At 33.7% G+C, this 16,683-nt stretch carries 17 protein-coding genes and 1 pseudogene; 1 reads left to right on the forward strand and 17 read right to left on the reverse strand.

From position 1 onward, the window contains the following. Nucleotides 1–183 precede the first annotated feature (183 nt). The 14 genes from BKP35_RS16605 to BKP35_RS16670 form a co-directional block, all read right to left on the reverse strand. A complete protein-coding gene (locus tag BKP35_RS16605; RefSeq protein ID WP_071314503.1) occupies nucleotides 184–558 on the reverse strand; it encodes a hypothetical protein in 375 nt (124 codons plus the stop codon). Between the two features lie 846 nt (nucleotides 559–1,404). Continuing rightward, nucleotides 1,405–1,854 carry a CBO0543 family protein gene (locus BKP35_RS20280; RefSeq protein ID WP_071314504.1) on the reverse strand — a complete coding sequence of 150 codons (450 nt, stop codon included), beginning with the start codon at nucleotides 1,852–1,854 and terminating at the stop codon, nucleotides 1,405–1,407. After that, nucleotides 1,851–2,360 carry a CBO0543 family protein gene (locus BKP35_RS16615; RefSeq protein ID WP_245741987.1) on the reverse strand — a complete coding sequence of 170 codons (510 nt, stop codon included), beginning with the start codon at nucleotides 2,358–2,360 and terminating at the stop codon, nucleotides 1,851–1,853. Before BKP35_RS16615 ends, BKP35_RS20280 begins: the two co-directional genes overlap by 4 nt. Nucleotides 2,361–2,868: 508 nt before the next feature. Continuing rightward, the gene (locus BKP35_RS16620; protein ID WP_071314505.1) at nucleotides 2,869–3,330 is read right to left on the reverse strand and encodes a putative iron-sulfur cluster-binding metallochaperone; all 462 of its coding nucleotides are present in this window, start codon (nucleotides 3,328–3,330) and stop codon (nucleotides 2,869–2,871) included. A 174-nt stretch (nucleotides 3,331–3,504) separates the two neighbouring features. Further along, the gene (gene merR / locus BKP35_RS16625) at nucleotides 3,505–3,912 is read right to left on the reverse strand and encodes an Hg(II)-responsive transcriptional regulator (protein WP_071314506.1); all 408 of its coding nucleotides are present in this window, start codon (nucleotides 3,910–3,912) and stop codon (nucleotides 3,505–3,507) included. A 713-nt stretch (nucleotides 3,913–4,625) separates the two neighbouring features. Continuing rightward, nucleotides 4,626–5,570, reverse strand: a complete 945-nt coding sequence (locus BKP35_RS16630; protein WP_071314507.1) for a Gmad2 immunoglobulin-like domain-containing protein — start codon at nucleotides 5,568–5,570, stop codon at nucleotides 4,626–4,628. A gap of 119 nt (nucleotides 5,571–5,689) precedes the next feature. Continuing rightward, entirely contained in the window at nucleotides 5,690–7,057 is a 1,368-nt protein-coding gene (locus BKP35_RS16635; protein WP_071314508.1) for a sensor histidine kinase, read from the reverse strand. Then, nucleotides 7,054–7,743, reverse strand: coding sequence for a response regulator (locus tag BKP35_RS16640; RefSeq protein WP_071314509.1), 690 nt, complete (start codon nucleotides 7,741–7,743; stop codon nucleotides 7,054–7,056). The genes BKP35_RS16635 and BKP35_RS16640 overlap by 4 nt, the downstream gene beginning before the upstream one ends. An 805-nt stretch (nucleotides 7,744–8,548) precedes the next feature. Next, a complete protein-coding gene (locus tag BKP35_RS16650) occupies nucleotides 8,549–8,899 on the reverse strand; it encodes an endonuclease NucS domain-containing protein (RefSeq protein ID WP_071314511.1) in 351 nt (116 codons plus the stop codon). Between the two features lie 165 nt (nucleotides 8,900–9,064). After that, nucleotides 9,065–9,187 (reverse strand): HRDC domain-containing protein, encoded by a 123-nt coding sequence (locus BKP35_RS20285; RefSeq protein WP_084031716.1) that lies wholly within the window; start codon nucleotides 9,185–9,187, stop codon nucleotides 9,065–9,067. Next, complete coding sequence (locus BKP35_RS19220; RefSeq protein ID WP_071314512.1) at nucleotides 9,153–9,395, reverse strand: HRDC domain-containing protein; 243 nt, start codon at nucleotides 9,393–9,395, stop codon at nucleotides 9,153–9,155. Before BKP35_RS19220 ends, BKP35_RS20285 begins: the two co-directional genes overlap by 35 nt. Before the next feature lie 549 nt (nucleotides 9,396–9,944). Continuing rightward, a complete protein-coding gene (locus tag BKP35_RS16660) occupies nucleotides 9,945–10,295 on the reverse strand; it encodes a hypothetical protein (RefSeq protein WP_071314513.1) in 351 nt (116 codons plus the stop codon). Nucleotides 10,296–10,314: 19 nt separating this feature from the next. Next, entirely contained in the window at nucleotides 10,315–10,986 is a 672-nt protein-coding gene (locus BKP35_RS16665) for a hypothetical protein (protein ID WP_071314514.1), read from the reverse strand. A 511-nt stretch (nucleotides 10,987–11,497) separates the two neighbouring features. Further along, entirely contained in the window at nucleotides 11,498–14,638 is a 3,141-nt protein-coding gene (locus BKP35_RS16670) for a type ISP restriction/modification enzyme (protein ID WP_071314515.1), read from the reverse strand. A gap of 196 nt (nucleotides 14,639–14,834) precedes the next feature. Here BKP35_RS16670 and BKP35_RS20210 point away from each other — a divergent pair. Next, a pseudogene (locus tag BKP35_RS20210) lies at nucleotides 14,835–15,059 on the forward strand (SDR family NAD(P)-dependent oxidoreductase); the annotation flags it as partial. A 798-nt stretch (nucleotides 15,060–15,857) separates the two neighbouring features. Here BKP35_RS20210 and BKP35_RS20155 read toward each other — a convergent pair. The 3 genes from BKP35_RS20155 to BKP35_RS19225 form a co-directional block, all read right to left on the reverse strand. Continuing rightward, entirely contained in the window at nucleotides 15,858–15,989 is a 132-nt protein-coding gene (locus BKP35_RS20155; RefSeq protein WP_281244264.1) for a hypothetical protein, read from the reverse strand. A gap of 165 nt (nucleotides 15,990–16,154) precedes the next feature. Further along, on the reverse strand, nucleotides 16,155–16,541 hold the full coding sequence (locus BKP35_RS16675; RefSeq protein WP_071314516.1) for an HRDC domain-containing protein: 387 nt from the start codon (nucleotides 16,539–16,541) through the stop codon (nucleotides 16,155–16,157). After that, nucleotides 16,534–16,683, reverse strand: coding sequence for a hypothetical protein (locus BKP35_RS19225; RefSeq protein WP_169819251.1), 150 nt, complete (start codon nucleotides 16,681–16,683; stop codon nucleotides 16,534–16,536). Before BKP35_RS19225 ends, BKP35_RS16675 begins: the two co-directional genes overlap by 8 nt.

The following is a 16,683-nucleotide window of genomic DNA, read 5'->3' on the forward strand; positions in this document are numbered from 1 at the left end:
GCTATCAACACAACAAGAATTCCTGCTATTAGCTTGAATTTATTTGTTTTTATTTTCTCTAACATATTTCTATCCCCCAATCTTTACTATTTTAAATTAACCTGCTCAATACTAAAAGAAAGCGCCAATGTCACTGTTCCAGTAACGCTCTCCGTTAGTGCCACAACGACAGCAACGGTAGCTTTAATCATTTTCAAAAATTATTTTATAATCTCTCCATAAAATATCGCTATGAATACCATCATAACCTTTAGGTAAATCCATTAAAAATTCTTCATATGGGATAAAGCCTTTTTCTATAACCTGATAAAAAGATATTAAATAATTTTTCAAAACATCTCTATTTTCGATTTGCTTATTATTATCTAGAGTTTCAGTTATTTCAGCGTATAACTTGTCTGCCTTTTCATAATTAAATTTTTCGATGTTACCCCTGAAATCATCAAACTTACCCTCTAACAAGTCCTCGTCTATTTCCATACTTGTGTTGTCCTGTGAGCAACCAGTCATTATTCCTAATAAGCCTAATATAAATACAACATAAATTAACTTTTTCATTTTTTTACCTCCATTAACAGTTTTAATAATACTTAAAATTCTTTTTCAAGAAACCCTCCCCGTTAGCGACACAAGGGCAGCGATAAATTTTTGCAGCTAATGCTACGTTAGTTCAAGATGGATATTGTACAGCATGGGGAGAGTGCGCAACAAAATGGTGACGGAGGATCATTGACAAATACTGTAAAAACGAAGTGTCAATCTGCGTTTTGATGTGCGGGCTTTACAAATTCTGTAGTTTCTGTACGTCAATCGCTGTTGTGTTGCGCACTCTACCAATTTTTCCGGACATGAGAGGCCTTATTTCATAGATTTGATTCGTTTTTACAATTTAGCGGACACCACAGACTTTATTTCCTCTAAATCAGCAGTTTTTGCTTCGTTTTTTGCCATTTAAGGTCCCTCATGTCCGATAATTCTTAAAAACATATGTTTTTGGTGAAATAACGTCCCTGGTGTCCGCTTAGCTCAGCAATGATCAATTTTCAACTTAGCTTTTTAGTATCTGCAAAGGTCGAGGGGGCCATTCCACCCTAGAGAGTTCGTAGTATGTCTTGCATGATTAAGTTTTAATAATAATACACAGTCCCCACGCGATATTACACACGCTCGCTAGACTGTTCATCTTGTTTTGCTCTTCTGCTCGTTAGCACCACCACAACAGCGACAGCTTACTAAACTATTGCCCTCGATAGTTTAAGTACAATTTTTCACGATACAAAAGGATACTTTATTTTTTATCTATAAAGTTAATTATGAACGAATCTTTAATTGATGAGAGACTTAACATATTTATACTTAATGGAATTTTAAACAATTGGACATATTGTTCCATAGTAAGGAAAGTTAGTACCCAAGTAATAAATGGATTTTTTTATGTAGATAGCTAAACAAATACATTTTCAGATATATCATTACTGACCATTTAGTATTCCAACCATTATAAAAGGTAACCATTTTAAACTTTTTGTTTGCAAACCATTCCATTATCGTAGAACTAATAACCCACGAAAACAAATATAGACCCTTTAGTTTTTTTGATTGTTTTGGTACACATGAAAGGAATAATTGTGTAATTAATGGCGTTCCTATAAATGTCTGTATCAATCTAACCTTTTTTAAAGAGATATCCTCAGTTTGAAATTCCCACAAGAGCTTTCTACGACAAAAAATATAATAAAAACAATTTATTAATGTTACGTAAATAAGCGAAGGAACATTTGCACGAAACTTATTCCAAGTCTTATATTTTATATTTAAAAGTAATAGTATCAATACCATAGCAATATGTTTCATATCCCTTGGTCCTTCTGCTGTACTTTATCAATTTTTCTTAAAGCTCCAACGACACCACGTGTTACTAATGACTTTACAGTAACACTTATGAAAGTGTGATACCATTTCCACCCTTTGTTCCATTTGATTAAATTCGTTTTCCTGACTGCCCAATATTCAATAAAAAACATAGGGACTGTAAAGAACAGTAGTTTCAAAAAAATGGCGAAAGATTTATCTTTTTCAGTTATTTGATTATATAGTATCGTAAATGTTGGATATATCAATAAGTCGAATAGTATATGACTTTTAAATACTTTCGGAAAAAAACGAACTGGATATTTCACTATTTTGTACGATGCGAGGAAACTGTCAATAAATAAATTCGTAACCGCATTAAATAAATATGCCAAAACCCAATCCTTAATCGGAGGTTTCCTAAATAATAAATATAGCAAACTAATCGATGTAATAACAGTCGTTACTCTTAAGAATAACTTATCAAATTTATTTCCTCTTCTCATCATGAAGCATTCTCCTTTCTTACATTAGAATGCTCCATTAAAGGTAAAATATGAACGCAAATAATTCTCCTTTAATGAATATAAATTTTTACAGTTTATTGTGCTAAACTGCTCGTTACTTTAAGTGAAAATTTTCACAATGTCGCCAATCTTCATACTAAAATGATACCAGAAAATAACGATTCGTTGTCACCATTTCATAAATATGGAAATGATTTTTTGAAACAAAAAAGGTACCATGTACTTAATATAAGGCACCTTTTGAAGTAACTCCTCTTTTTTACAGCTCATTTTTAAATGCATATTAAAAGACAAAATTAAGCCAAACATAAAATTCGTTGTTGCACAGTATAGGTCTAATACGAAAAAGCGATCACTCCAAAAAGTGACCGCCTCATATGACTATTTAATTACAAGTATCCTTATAATGTGCAGTAAATGAATTTGTTTTGTATTTCTTATTCACATAAGCTCACGGTTAAAGTCTCTTCATAATATCAATGGAATAATTCTAGTTAGAAAGACTTTTAATATATTGTGTTACATTCCCTAAGCAACAACTACCTTGAGGATTGTTCACCTCACAACCACAACGATTTTCTTTAATATTTTGCTTAATATGCTCAACAGGTATTGTTACTTCCCCTTGTTCCTTATATTTTTTAATTTTCTCTTTCGTCCAGTCAAAGCAATAACAAACTGGGACTGTGTTTAAAGTTTCTTTTTGAAATACAGGAACTTTTATATCAGATTTTACGTATTTTTTGTTATTAGTATCAAAGTAAACTACATTACATTTTTCGTTAGAACAAAAATAATGAACTGCATCTGCATTAAGCGTTTCTAATTTATTTGGTCTAAGCATTGATTTTAAAGTAATTAACTTTACAGTTTTCCCCTTCACTTTGCAGAATGGACACTCTTGGTCCTTTTCCATCGTTAGCACTTTTTTATTACCGCAACAATCCGCCATTTTAATCACTCCCTAATTTTTACTTACTAAATGATAATCAATCACTCTAGACCAAGTGGTACCGATATTGCAAATTAAATTCATCAAAAACTAGCGAAAAATACAGTTATTTATGATGTTATTGCTGCAAGTTTTGTTTTCAATTTCTTACCGATCCTTTCATTATTAGTTAAATTACGCTTTCTTCTGTTTCATTAAGGTTTCAATGATAGGGCAGTGGTGAATAGTTTTCTCATCTGGACAACATTCTTTTAAATTTAAAAGCATTTTCTCAATTCTTTTTAAATCACTTATTTTCTGTTGCACTTCGTCGATTTTTTCTACAACGAACTCATACATATCCATACATCGTTCATTATCTTTATCAACAACACCCAGTAATTTATCAACCTCTCCTAAAGAAAATCCAAGCTCCTGCATTCGCTTAATAAAATAAATGCGATTAACAGAATCATCTGCGTATATTCGATAACCTGCTGTTGTTCTTGCGGGTTCAGATAGTAATCCTTTTCTTTCGTAATACCTTATTGTTTCCTTATTTACACCACACTTATCGGCAAGCTCACTAATTAGGTAATTCATTATTTCCACCTCTAAAGCAATTATAAACCATGTACCATAGTACATGGTCAAGAAATAATATCTTTAAGATTCTGCCTGATAGCGTCACAACAGTAGAAATAGCTTGTTCCAATAAACTGGTTCGTTTGCTTAAGTCATAAGTCATTATTTCATAAAGTCCTCTAAAAAGATGACTTTTGTTGCGCAGTATAGGTCAAATACGAAAGACGATCACTTTAAAAACAATCGTCTCTTTAGAGGATTAATCTATTCCAGTATCGTTGTACTGCGAAGCAAAAGATCCTGTTATAAATGACAGTTCTTGTTAAACTAAAGGAGCTTATCTACAGTATCAGTAAAACGTTAATTTTGTGCACCTTTTATCTTTGTGTAGATGTATCCATAGATATGGCGTTTAAGGACTTGACTTAAGCCTCTGTGGGCATGATTGGTCTTGAAAGGCTGGCGCAGTTGTTCCATCAGGCATACGAGCCTATCATACCCCTCCAAGTAAAGTCCTATCATATCTTACGTTGAAAACTATAAATACTTACCTGTAAATAATGCTACAAGGATACAAAACTGGAAATTTTGATATATTTACTTACGTTAAATACGGTGGAAAATTATACTGTGGATAAGCATCCGTTCGTAATACATTATTTAAATATGATTTTTCTGAATCTCTATTTACATCATTCTTAGCAATTATGGAACAATAAATAGGGCTACGATTAGTCCTTTACATTAACAGGAATTTTCAATTCATTAATTCTAGATCCATCTTTCGCACTTTCTTCATATAGTATTACTCTACCTGAATAATTAGTTACGTCATCTAGTTCAATAATAATCTCAAATTCCCCCCATTCAGGAGCTCCATTAGTAGCTGTTGTGAACCCTTCATCAAGAATAAAGTGACCATCTTCAAATTCATATAATACAGTCCCTTCATAAACACGGGCTAATCCTCTTACGACGATACGATCTTTTACATTTGTGTATGGTGCCGGTTCATAAATTCGGAATGCTACATTTTGCAATACTATCTCCTGCGAATCTTTTTCATCAACCCATTGGTAGCTTTCAGGTTCTTTGGCTACGATTGGTTTTCCAGTGTAAAGATGTCCAAGCAAGGTTTCCCCAATTCTTCCTTCAACTAAGATTTGAGTTTGCTCAAATCCAAATTGCTGCATAACCATGGCTATCTGTTCAGCAAACATCAATTCTCCACTTGAACCTAGGTTATTATACTGAATTTCTTTTGAAAAACTCACATGGGCAATCCCATCAACTTCATCAACATATTCGATAATCACTTCTGAATCAATTAATCCAGTTAATTCTTCGTGTTCAGGTCCAGTAACCCATGCATCTAATGCGGCTTTAGCTATTTGTTCTTCATTGCTCACTTCCACTTCTGATTTAACACGATAAGTACTCATCATATCGTTATCTGAAAAGTATAGAACGACTTCATGTATTTCTTTATCTCCATCAGGTGTTGGGGATAAATCCTTTTCATGAACAGTTTGCTCATCTTGTTCTTCCTCCTCATTATGTTGCTCCTTATCCTCTCGTTGATTGTCATTAAGATCAGTTAAATCTTTACCGCAAGCGGTTAGGATTGAACTAAAAGCTAATATGACCATTAAAATAAGGGTTAATTGTTTTTTCATAATAATCCCTCCTAATTTTTTTGTAAATAAAAATAACATTAATTTATTTCTTAAGCTCACTTATAATAATAGTCATCTTTTGTATCATAAAAATTTAAGAAGTGTAACATTTTTGTTACTTATCCTTTCGGTAATAGTATGTAGATACATGTACCTATGTTTTTCTCTGAATCAACGTTAATCCTTCCTTTATGCATTTCTACCATTTGCTTTACGATGGTTAAGCCTAATCCGCTCCCTTCTTGGTTCCAGGTTGTTGCATCATTTGAACGGTAAAAAGGTTCAAAGATATGAGGAAGGTCGTCTATTGAAATCCCAATCCCGTTGTCACAAACACTGATCTTGATTTGCTGGTTATCATCTTTAATGCTAATTTTTACAACTCTTGTTTGATCTGAATAACGAATAGCATTTGAAACTAGATTTTCAAGTCCCCGCAGAAATAATGTTCGATCTACATATAATTTGACCTGATCAAAATTAAAGTCCAATGATATTTGTTTCTGACGAGCAATATGTTGAAATGTCTGCAGAAGATAATCCTTTACATCTTGAGTATATAAAGTTTCAAGCTTGAGTGGTTGGTCCCAGAGACGATTTATATGTAGTAATTGGTCAACCATTTGTTTCATTTTTTGAATCTGAAATGATAGATCTTGTATATATTCGCGATAAGTTCTTTCATTGTCACGAACATATGGCAAGTTCTCTAGAATAAACTGCATAGTAGCCAGTGGAGTTTTTAATTCATGAGAGGATGTACTCAAAAAACGTCTCTGCCTTTCATCATAATGATTTAATTCTGCTACCATACTTTGTGTTGCATCTATTAATTCTTTAATCTCATCTTGCCGCTGATATTTCACCGAAAATTCACGTTTTTGTGGAGTGATTTTCTTCAATTGAGCTATCATTTTACGAATAGGCCTAGAAAACCAACTCGATACAAAATAGGTAATAAAAAAGAACGCAAAAACAGCAACCAGTAGGGTTCGAATCATCCAGATTCGAAAGGAGGTTAATTCATCATAAAGTTGATCTGCTCCTTGAACCATTAATAAATACCCTTCACTGTCAACCGTCTCAAAGGAGAATATAGTATATTGAACATATCCAAAAGAATCAGTTTTTATAAAGAGAGAGGAAGGAGCAATATTTTGGCGATTTAATATATCAAGGTTAACTCTAGCGTTTTTCTCAAGCTGCTGATAGCTATCAGCATATACCCTTTTCTCATCATCTAACATAATTAAGCGACTGTTTGTTTGTTCACTGTATGTGCGCAGGTAACCCACACTGCGATTTGGAGAATTAGGATATGTGTTTTTAATTCTTTCCAAAATCGTATAGCCTTGAGCAACTGATAATTGTTCATATCCAACTTGCAACCGCTGTTCATACGTATTTGATATGAATACATATACAGCGAAACAAACAACAATAAATAAGCCTGAAAAAATAAGCCACAATTGATACTGAAGCTTCATGATTTTCCTCCGAAACGATACCCCATGCCTCTTACAGCATGAAAATATTTCTTCCCCGAAAGCTCCATTAGTTTTTTCCTTAATCGACTAATAGTAACATCAACAGTTCGATCACTATATCCGAGCAAACCACCCCAAATTTGTTCATATAATAATTCTCGAGAATAAACATTTTCTGGTTTTTTCATTAACATTTCCATCAACTTATACTCATTGACTGTAAGTGGCATAACTTGGTCTTTGAAAATGATTAGTAACTTTTCTCGGTCTAACTTAAGTTCATCATATTGAAGCAAGTGTCCCACGTCCGTGTGAGTGCTCGATGTTTCATTTCTTCTTAATAGTGCATGAATTCTAGCCAATAATTCCCTTGGGTCAAATGGTTTAACGATATAATCATCTGCTCCCACCTCTAAACATATAACCTTATCTAAAATTTCACTCTTGGCAGTGATCATTATAATTGGAACATTTGACTGTTTACGGATTTGCTTACAGAGTTCCAACCCATCTTTTTTTGGTAAGGTCCAATCTAACAATATAAGGTCATATGATTTCCCTAAATATGAAGCCCAACCCTCTTCTCCATCAAATTGCACATCAACTTCATAGCCTTCTCTTTTTAGAAAAAAAGCAATATTTTTTGCTAATATCTGTTCATCCTCGACGAGTAAAAAAGTTTTCATTTCCATCCACCTCTTAATTACATTATGCCCGAGTCTATTTCAGATAAATTCAGAAATTCCATTAAGAAATAAAAAGTTGAGAAAGTCCTCAAAAGCAATAAACGTCAACAAAAAACATCTCCATTTGAAATTTTCTGTCATTGGCCCTAACTTTCTAAATTTTAGAATTAAGTTCAATAACCCCTTTAATTTCTTCTACGTTTAGTACATATATACTTTTCAAGTATTGCGCAGTATGCGTCTACTACGCTGTACAAAGCAATCTCGACCGTTTCCAAAAACTGTTCTTATTTGAAAATTAATAAAATATTTATAACATCTTTTATAACTTAAGTGAATCTCATAATTCGATATTTTCTCCATCAAGCCTATAATGTAGTTGCTTAAATGGCTCGCAACTCCATATAGTTGTTATAGCTCAGTTTAGATAATATGAAATTCACACACCTAGCAGGATTTCAGTTAGCGATAAACAGACTGTCATTCAATGGTACACTTTTTTCATTTGGTGGTAAATGCTATGTCAGAGGTGGTACATTTCAATGGCGGTAATCGGCGACCTGAAAGAAGCAAGAGATCCCGCTCGCTTCTTTAGGTGTTCACCTCTGCCCTAAACTCTCTAACCGATTTACTCTTTCTCTCATTCTCGTTAATTCTTTTAATAAAAAATCAATCCGATCTTCTCCATACGTTTGTTGCATCTCAATCGACTTCAACTTTCCCGTATGACGAAAAACGAGCGAACGCACTTCGTTTAGCCAGTCATTAACGTCATTTTCACTGGCACTAGATTTCCCTTGAAAAGTCACGTGCTGTGCTGTGAAATTAACTTAAAAATTTCGGTTTCATCTAACAATGTAAACTCGTATCCTTTTTTTACAAGACCTTCTTCCAATCCATCTAAAATATCCAAACCAACTAACATAAACCTAGCATCTGGATTATTTACTAACCCATCATATCGAATCAACTGCCCGACAGAATGATATGAAACTTTCAATTTCACCTCTACATACAACTCTTTACCGGCCTTATCAATAAACAAAAGGTCACACCGCTTGCCATTTAAATGAACTTCTCGCTCTTTAAAAGTCAAACCCTCTTCTATTAAACTCGAATTAATAATTAAAGCATTTTGCACATCTAACTCTTTCACTTATTGCCGCTCCTCCCTATTAAAATTTTAGTCTCTACTATATAAGTACTGGTTTAGGAAGGAAAGTGGTGACAAAAATAATCGATTTTTCAATAAGATTTAGGTATTGTGCATATGGATTATGTTTAATCAATAAAAAATAAACACCCAAAACGGGTGCTTTAACTAAACATACTTTTTGATAATCTCAATAATCTCTACTCCATATTTCTCTACTTTCACTTTTCCAAAGCCACTGATCTTTAATAGTTCGTCACTTGTAGATGGTTTTCTCAGTGACAAGTTCATCTAAGGTAGAGTTATAGAATATTAAGTACGCCTTGACGTTTTCTTTTTTCGATTGAGCTAACCTGAATGCTTTTAACTCTTTACTAAGATCCTCGTCTGTTAAAGGTTGTTCATTGGCAGTTTCAACCGGTTCGGGTTTTTCCTCGACTTCAACGGTTTTTAAGTGCCTGTCACTCCTCGAAACATCTTGTTTCATAAGATGTTTCACAGAATGCTACATGTGATAAAAAACAGCTAAAAAAATGAGTGAACTATTGATGAAAAACCACTGTTTCATGTATAATTTAACTAGATACACGCTAGAATAAAAATGACCGAACGCTACGAACGTCCGGTCGATGCAACTACATCCGCTAGAAGAGCGGTGACCATTACATTAAGTAAGCTACTGAAAAAAGTAACTCATCCTAACCTTTGGTCTGGCGTTGGACGGGTTACTTTTTTCGTTCTTTGACAATTAATAAAACCAATGTTATGACACCTATCAATACTAAATTCGATTGAAGTGCTATATTCATTGCCTCAAAGATTGTCACTCTTCCCACCTCCCTTCTATTGGGAGATGGTCAACCGCCCATCCGCTTTATGTAGTTACTACATCCATTATAACGAACGTACGGTCTCTTTTCTATTAAAAATTTTGTCCGTTCCGATGCAAAAAGTGACATAATTCTTTAATAGCGTACAGCATTTGCTTCCTATTCATATAAAAACTACGTGCCCATGGTTTGAGACTCACACCTGTCCTCTCGTCCCTTTATTTTCTCACCCACACTAACCGGATCTCATAAATAATTCCGTCTTTTTCCACCTGTCTATCCAAACGCCCATCACTTATTAATCTTTGAAACTCGCGCTTCATTTCATCCGCCCAATCATTAATACTTTTTCTATCATCAAACGGGAAAATCGTAGGAAATCGTGTATTTAGCCGCTCTAAATCATCGCCATCTAAATGGTGGCGGTAATGATAGTGATATTCCTCTGATTTCAGTTTTGCCTGTAACGGCGGGCGATCGATCAACTGACCTTTTCGATAAAAAGAAATAATGTTTACTTTACCCGACTTCACTTCATCGACTTCAATTGTTATTGTTTCTAGTTCCATTTACGTTTCACCTCTACTTTTAAATCAAAACAAACTGTTCTAAATCTTTTAAAACATCCTGATAAATCAAATGCTCATCCTTTTCTCCTCTATGAAAATCTTTTAAATCGAGCTTAACACCGATATACAAATCAATCCAAACATATGACAACGTAGGATCTAATGTACATCTCGTTAATAAATCATCTAATGTTGTTTCCTCCATTACTGCTTCAAATAATTCCTCATTACGATTAGTCGGCTGCTTTATGAGTTGACCGTTAGGTTGGAAAGAAAATTGAATACTATGGTAGTCATCCTTTGTAATATGAGCATCTAGTTGAATGAAAGGAGTATACTTCCCAGAAATTCTTACGAGGGAACTTGTAAGTGCTGCTAAAGTTTCACTTTGAACAAGTGAATTCCAAGCCCAACGATGATCCATCAGTTCCTTTGAACTTAGTGATGCTGTTCTACCTTTTTCAATATGAATCCCTGAAAAAAGCATGGTGTCCGTTGTTTTATTTTCTTTATAAAAGCAGAACTTCGCTTTCTCATATGCTGGCCAATCTTTAGATGGAATGATCCACCACATACTATCAAGTGGTTGAAACTGATTGAAAGGTCTTAATGTATAATGATCTCTTTCAGACTTAATTAGTGAATATACCGATCTAGAAAACTGTTGAACAGTCACCATTTTTGTTGTCACTAAAATCCCCCTCACCAAAAGTATTACTACAATTGTACATGATTTTAGGAAAATATTGTATATGAGTTATTAAAAATATGTAATGCACTTTACTATCGGGAAGTTCCAGTGGTAACTTGTGCAGGCCCTTGTCCTAAAAGCGAGGAAGTTTAGCTAACGTCCGCTCGTTTTAAAACAATATTTTTAAATAAGCAAGGAGTAATGGGGTTGAGTCTATGAGATGACAGACTTGCAGTAGGGACGAGGAGTCAGGGGTTCCTCGTCCCAGCGGCTGTTCTTTATATGAAGTAGGTACATGATAAGGTATAGCAAAGACCCCTTGCTCGCTTTGTTTTATACGTGAAAGAAGCAAGAGACCGTTCCATCGCTTATTTTTATCGAAAAATAATGCTTATAGTTTTCCGCAATCGCGCCAGGTTGAGGAAGATCACTTTTTATTGCATAGTATTTTTGTACTGTGAAATAAACAATAGAAAGAATATGTTTTTTTCTTTAACCCTTTTTAACAAATTTATTGAAATCCATTAACTGGCCATCCTCCACTATTTTCAATAACATTGTCTATGCTATTTTGAAGTTGTATAGTTTCCTTTATTACCGATACTACCTTTTGATAATATAGAAGATCATTATAAGAGAGCATTCGCTGTTTTCTATCTTTTAACCACTTCTGACACAGTTTGTATCCACCAATCTCATAATTCCAAACTTCCTTTTCCACATTTATAAAATACTGTTTATTGTTAATATGAACCTTACCTTTATTATTTTTTACTTCCTCGTACAATATTTTATCTATTTTATTTGTACCCGCTATAGGAAAGTTCGTAACAATGTTGACCTGCTTTTCTAATAGATGAAGATGTACTAATTGATTACCTAATTCAGACAATTTAAAGAATAATTCAAAATTATTTGTTATAGGTATATGTGGGTAATCCCTTATTAAATATTCATTATAACGATTTTGAAAACCATTGCTGTACAGAATTGCATAAATATAACCTAATACGTCTTCGCCGGTATATTCATTTTTAGTATTTCTTTTTCTATTCACAAACTTTACATCTAGTTTTTTCTCGATATACTTAAGAAATTTATAATTAAAATTATGATGAGGAGGGGATTTTCTTATCAAAGTTGAGTCATCATTGTCGATTAAATAGATTGGGAATACAAAAGCGTTGTTTGATGTCTTTGATGAAAGTAAAGCAGCATCAGTTATATTTCTACTTACAAATGCATGTTTGAATGTCTCACCTTTGGTTAGTCGTGATGTGATTAAAGCGATATTATTACCATTAATCAAATTTTCCATTACCTTTTTTCTTGGCATACATAGAAAACCTCTGCTATTTCCTGTGTAGTAAGTATGCCTAATATCGAAAGGACGATACATTATTGGTTTTATTAGTTCAGGATCCAATTTAGAATCTATAATATCTTTTTGTGCTAGTTTAACTTTCCAATCTCTTACATCTTTTCTTAGTTTATATTTTTCTCTTGCACTTTCAACATCAATTTTGACAAAATCACTAATTTTATCCATGACTTCATCTGGTGACCAGTTAATAGTAAAATGATCTCTTGCTGTAACTACTCCGTTTGAATATACATTGAATATTTCTGTCATCTTCCATCCTTTTTGATATTCTTCATAATTACTTGTATCTTGAGGTACAAACAAAAAATGAGGTTCTATTGGATTAATTTTAATCCATTCTGTTAAGTACAAGTCATTGTTTTCAAGAAACTTATACTTTTCGATTTGTTTTCCCCATAAGTCTTTATAATATATAGCAGATACGTCAGACATTTCGGAATTATATTTAATAAAAAATGTAATTGCTACTCCTTGTTCAATTTCAAAAACATTTTCGTCTGTTTCTCCTTCAGGTGTTTTTTCCTGTTTCCTAACATTACCATGAAGGTTTAACACAAAAATCTCATCAAAACTTTTCATTAAATGATTTCTCATGCCTCTAAAGGTAGCATTATCTAGGTAAGCATGATTAGTAACAAACGCTAAAATTCCAGTGCCTGTTTGCTCAATTCGCCACTGACCGAATCTTATAAATTTCACATAATCATCTTGAAGCCATTTTGTATTTCTTTCATTAAGTGGTTTATTATCGACAAAATAATAATCTTGTACAAGTGATTTAATCCATTCATTATTATTTGCAGAATTACCAAAGTAAGGAGGATTACCAATAACAACCATAACAGGTACTGCGCTCTTTACTTTTCTTGCTGCATTTGCCTCCTCAGCCAACCAATACGAAAATAATGGTTGCTCAATCATCTCATGTGCTTCTTCTAGGGTGTTTGTTAAATAAACCCTTAACCTTTCATCATTTGATAAATCATAACCTAATTTTTGTAATCCAAGACTTAGCTTCATATGAGAAACGGTATAAGGTGCCATTAACAATTCAAAACCATATAGGCGGGGAAGTAAATGATTAAATACATATCCTGACCACATACCCTCATTTCCCACAAAAGACTTGTAAATTTCTTGCACAATCTCATTAAGGAAAGTACCGGTCCCAGTAGCAGGATCGAGAATTTGTACTCTATGTAATTTCTTGTCATTTTCGTTTTTAATTAAGCTCGAATCAGCTAATCCATCTTCAAGATTAAAGTTATTTTTCAGAATGGCATCTACACTTCTAACCATATATGAAACAACTTGTTTTGGTGTAAAATAAACTCCTCTTAGAGTTTTAATTGATGCGTCGTAATATGACAAGAACGTTTCATAAAAATGAACAATTGGATCGTCAGAGGATTTTAATACTGTTTTAATATCTATTGAGTTAAGTAGTTTAACTAAATCATCAACTATCCATATGACATTATCATGTAGTTCTGGCCCAACTATTTGATTAAACATCTTTCTTAAAAAGGGGTTTGTTTTTGGTATTACATCAGATGAATTATGCCTAGTTAGTTTATCTTGTTTAGGAATGGCTACCCGTGCAGCAAATAATCCATAACAGATAGTTTGGGCATACATATCAGAAAGCTCTACTTCAGTTAACTCTTCCAATAAGATGAGCCTAAATCCCTCTAGTTGTTGTCTTAATGAATTGACGTTCTTTTTTGATTGTTCGAGTAATTGATGTAGTTCTCTTTTGATGTATATTCCGTATGTAGCCATTCGTTTAGCGAGTTCTTCAGGAGTATTTATTTGGGCAAAGGAACCAAAAAAAACTATAATTAATTTTAAAAAATCTTCGTATTGGCTAGGCCTCTTTTTTAATTTATTATTAACGTTAACGCTGGCTATTTCAATGGACAATTTCAATTCACCTGATGAATACCATCTAAATTCTGTATAGTTCGTTAATATTAAGTTTGAGATGCTTTGGCGATACCTTGTAAGTTGTTCATTTTCTTCAACTGCATTTAGATCCATACCTATCTTCTTAGTTTCGATATAACCTAATGGGAACTTATTTTTCGTAATTAGAAAATCTGGTGCCCCCGATGCAATCCGTTGTGGTTCGTTTATCGCCACTATATCCTTGTCTATAGATTCAATTAAGCTTTTTAGTATCGGCCTAAACGAATGTTCTGTAAAATTACCGATTGCTAATTCCTTTTCTAAACCATTAAGATAATTTTTAATTAAGTCTTTCCCCATGTAAAATCGCCCCCTTTCTATATTTATTAGAAAGGGATATAGACAAGAACCTACTAACGCAAAAAGACAAGGCCTGAAGAGCATTGAAAAGAATTGGTAAGAAATCGAGACAAATAGTTGCGTGTTACAGACGTGGTTAATAATTATGATAGTGAATAAATTGTAGAAGTAGCTAAAGACGCTATTGGTGTGTCGCTTAAACGCTGGAATAATTCCTAATTCACCACTATCTGCGTTAAAAACTGACGAATGAAACAGTATGGTTAACGTAAATATTAAAGGTTTATTAAACAGTATCGCCGCAGTAATACTAACATTTACCACAAAATCTGGACATATAATCACTACTTGATCAGTTGCTGGAGTTAAAGCTTACCCAGACTATGCGGAATATGGCGTAACAAAATGGATTCTTTCGGAACAATCCGGCTGTCGATAATTTCTCGGTAGCCTAATCATCATTTCAAAATTCACCTAAAAATGAAAACAACTGCTGCGCAGTATTGAGTCTACTACGCAGTACAAAGCAATCTCGACCGCTCGCAAAAACTGTTCTTATATGAAAATTAATAAAATATTTATAACATCTTTTATAATCTTAAGTGAATTTCATAATTCGATATTTTCGCCATCAAGCCTATAATGTAGTTGTTTAATGGCTCGCAACTACATATAGTTTCATACTACTCGTTTTTGGTAATTATGAAATTCACTCAACTAGCAGGACTTCAGCCAGTGGTAAAACAGGCGGACATTCAATGGTACACTTTTTTCATTTGGTGGTAAATGCTATGTCAGAGGTGGTACATTTCAATTGCGGTAATCGGCGACCTGAAAGAAGCAAGAGATCCCGCTCGCTTCTTTAGGTGTTCACCTCTCACCAAAACTCTCTAACCGGTTTATTCTTTCTCTCATTCTCGTTACTTCTGTTAATAAAAAATCAATGCGATCTTCTACATACGTTTGTTGCATCTCGATCGACTTCAACTTTGCCGTATGGCGAAAACGAGCGAGCGCACTTCGTCTAACCAGTCATTATCGTCATTTTCACTGGCACTAGGTTTCCCTTGAAAAGTCACGTGCATAAGCTATGAAATCAACTTAGAAATTTCGGTTTCATCTAACAATTTAAACTCATAACCTTTTTTTACAAGCCCCTCTTCCAACCCATCTAAAATATCTAAACCAACTAACATAAACCTAGCATCTGGATTATTCGCTAACCCATATCAATAAACAAAAGGTCACACCGCTTGCCATTTAAACAAACTTCACGCTCCTTAAAAGTCAAACCCTCTTCTATTAAAATCGGATTAATAATTAAAGCATTTTGCACATCTAACTCTTTCACTTATTGCCACTCTTCCCTATTAAAATTTTGTCTTTACTATATAAGTACAGGTTTAGGAGGGGAAGCGGTGACAAAAACAATCGATTTTTCAATAAGATTTAGGTGTTGTGCAGATGGATTTTGTTTAATTAATAAAAAAGAAACACCCAGTACGGGTGCTTGAAACTAAACATACTTTTTTATAATCTCAACAATCTCTGCTCCATATTTCTCTACTTTCACTTTTCCAAAGCCACTGATCTTTAATAGTTCGTCACTCGTAGATGGTTTCTCAGCGACGAGTTCATCTAAGGTAGAGTTATAGAATATTAAGTACGCCTTGACGTTTTCTTTTTTCGATTGAGCTAACCTGAATGCTTTTAACTCTATACTGAGATCCTCGTCTGTTAAAGGTTGTTCATTGACAGTTTCAACCGGTTCGGGTTTTTCCTCGACTTCAACGGTTGCGGTTGCATCGTCAGTCTCCAAGAAATACTTTACTAAATCCAAAGGTTTTGGTTGGTGATTTTCCGATATAAAGTCTGCAATTTCGTACACTTGCTTATCAAGCATAAAGTTTCTTTTTTAATGCCGTAAATTCTTTTGACAAGAAATCGACTAGCTGATCTACTTTAATGATCGATTTTTGGATATCTTTCGGTGCCTTTGACCTATTATCGATTGATTTAGGGTTTGCTAAAACAACAATCGACAT

Source organism: Anaerobacillus arseniciselenatis (assembly GCF_001865995.1).
Classification (GTDB): domain Bacteria; phylum Bacillota; class Bacilli; order Bacillales; family Anaerobacillaceae; genus Anaerobacillus; species Anaerobacillus arseniciselenatis.

What these genes read in the sequence shown, in the direction of transcription:
- BKP35_RS16615 (WP_245741987.1), bottom strand. Translation starts at nt 2,360, where the DNA reads ATGATGAGAAGAGGAAATAAATTTGATAAGTTATTCTTAAGAGTAACG.
- BKP35_RS16670 (WP_071314515.1), bottom strand. Translation starts at nt 14,638, where the DNA reads ATGGGGAAAGACTTAATTAAAAATTATCTTAATGGTTTAGAAAAGGAA.
- BKP35_RS16675 (WP_071314516.1), bottom strand. Translation starts at nt 16,541, where the DNA reads ATGCTTGATAAGCAAGTGTACGAAATTGCAGACTTTATATCGGAAAAT.
- BKP35_RS16620 (WP_071314505.1), bottom strand. Translation starts at nt 3,330, where the DNA reads ATGGCGGATTGTTGCGGTAATAAAAAAGTGCTAACGATGGAAAAGGAC.
- BKP35_RS16660 (WP_071314513.1), bottom strand. Translation starts at nt 10,295, where the DNA reads ATGGAACTAGAAACAATAACAATTGAAGTCGATGAAGTGAAGTCGGGT.
- BKP35_RS20280 (WP_071314504.1), bottom strand. Translation starts at nt 1,854, where the DNA reads ATGAAACATATTGCTATGGTATTGATACTATTACTTTTAAATATAAAA.
- BKP35_RS16640 (WP_071314509.1), bottom strand. Translation starts at nt 7,743, where the DNA reads ATGAAAACTTTTTTACTCGTCGAGGATGAACAGATATTAGCAAAAAAT.
- merR (WP_071314506.1), bottom strand. Translation starts at nt 3,912, where the DNA reads ATGAATTACCTAATTAGTGAGCTTGCCGATAAGTGTGGTGTAAATAAG.
- BKP35_RS19225 (WP_169819251.1), bottom strand. Translation starts at nt 16,683, where the DNA reads ATGTCGATTGTTGTTTTAGCAAACCCTAAATCAATCGATAATAGGTCA.
- BKP35_RS20285 (WP_084031716.1), bottom strand. Translation starts at nt 9,187, where the DNA reads ATGAACTTGTCACTGAGAAAACCATCTACAAGTGACGAACTATTAAAG.
- BKP35_RS16605 (WP_071314503.1), bottom strand. Translation starts at nt 558, where the DNA reads ATGAAAAAGTTAATTTATGTTGTATTTATATTAGGCTTATTAGGAATA.
- BKP35_RS16630 (WP_071314507.1), bottom strand. Translation starts at nt 5,570, where the DNA reads ATGAAAAAACAATTAACCCTTATTTTAATGGTCATATTAGCTTTTAGT.
- BKP35_RS16635 (WP_071314508.1), bottom strand. Translation starts at nt 7,057, where the DNA reads ATGAAGCTTCAGTATCAATTGTGGCTTATTTTTTCAGGCTTATTTATT.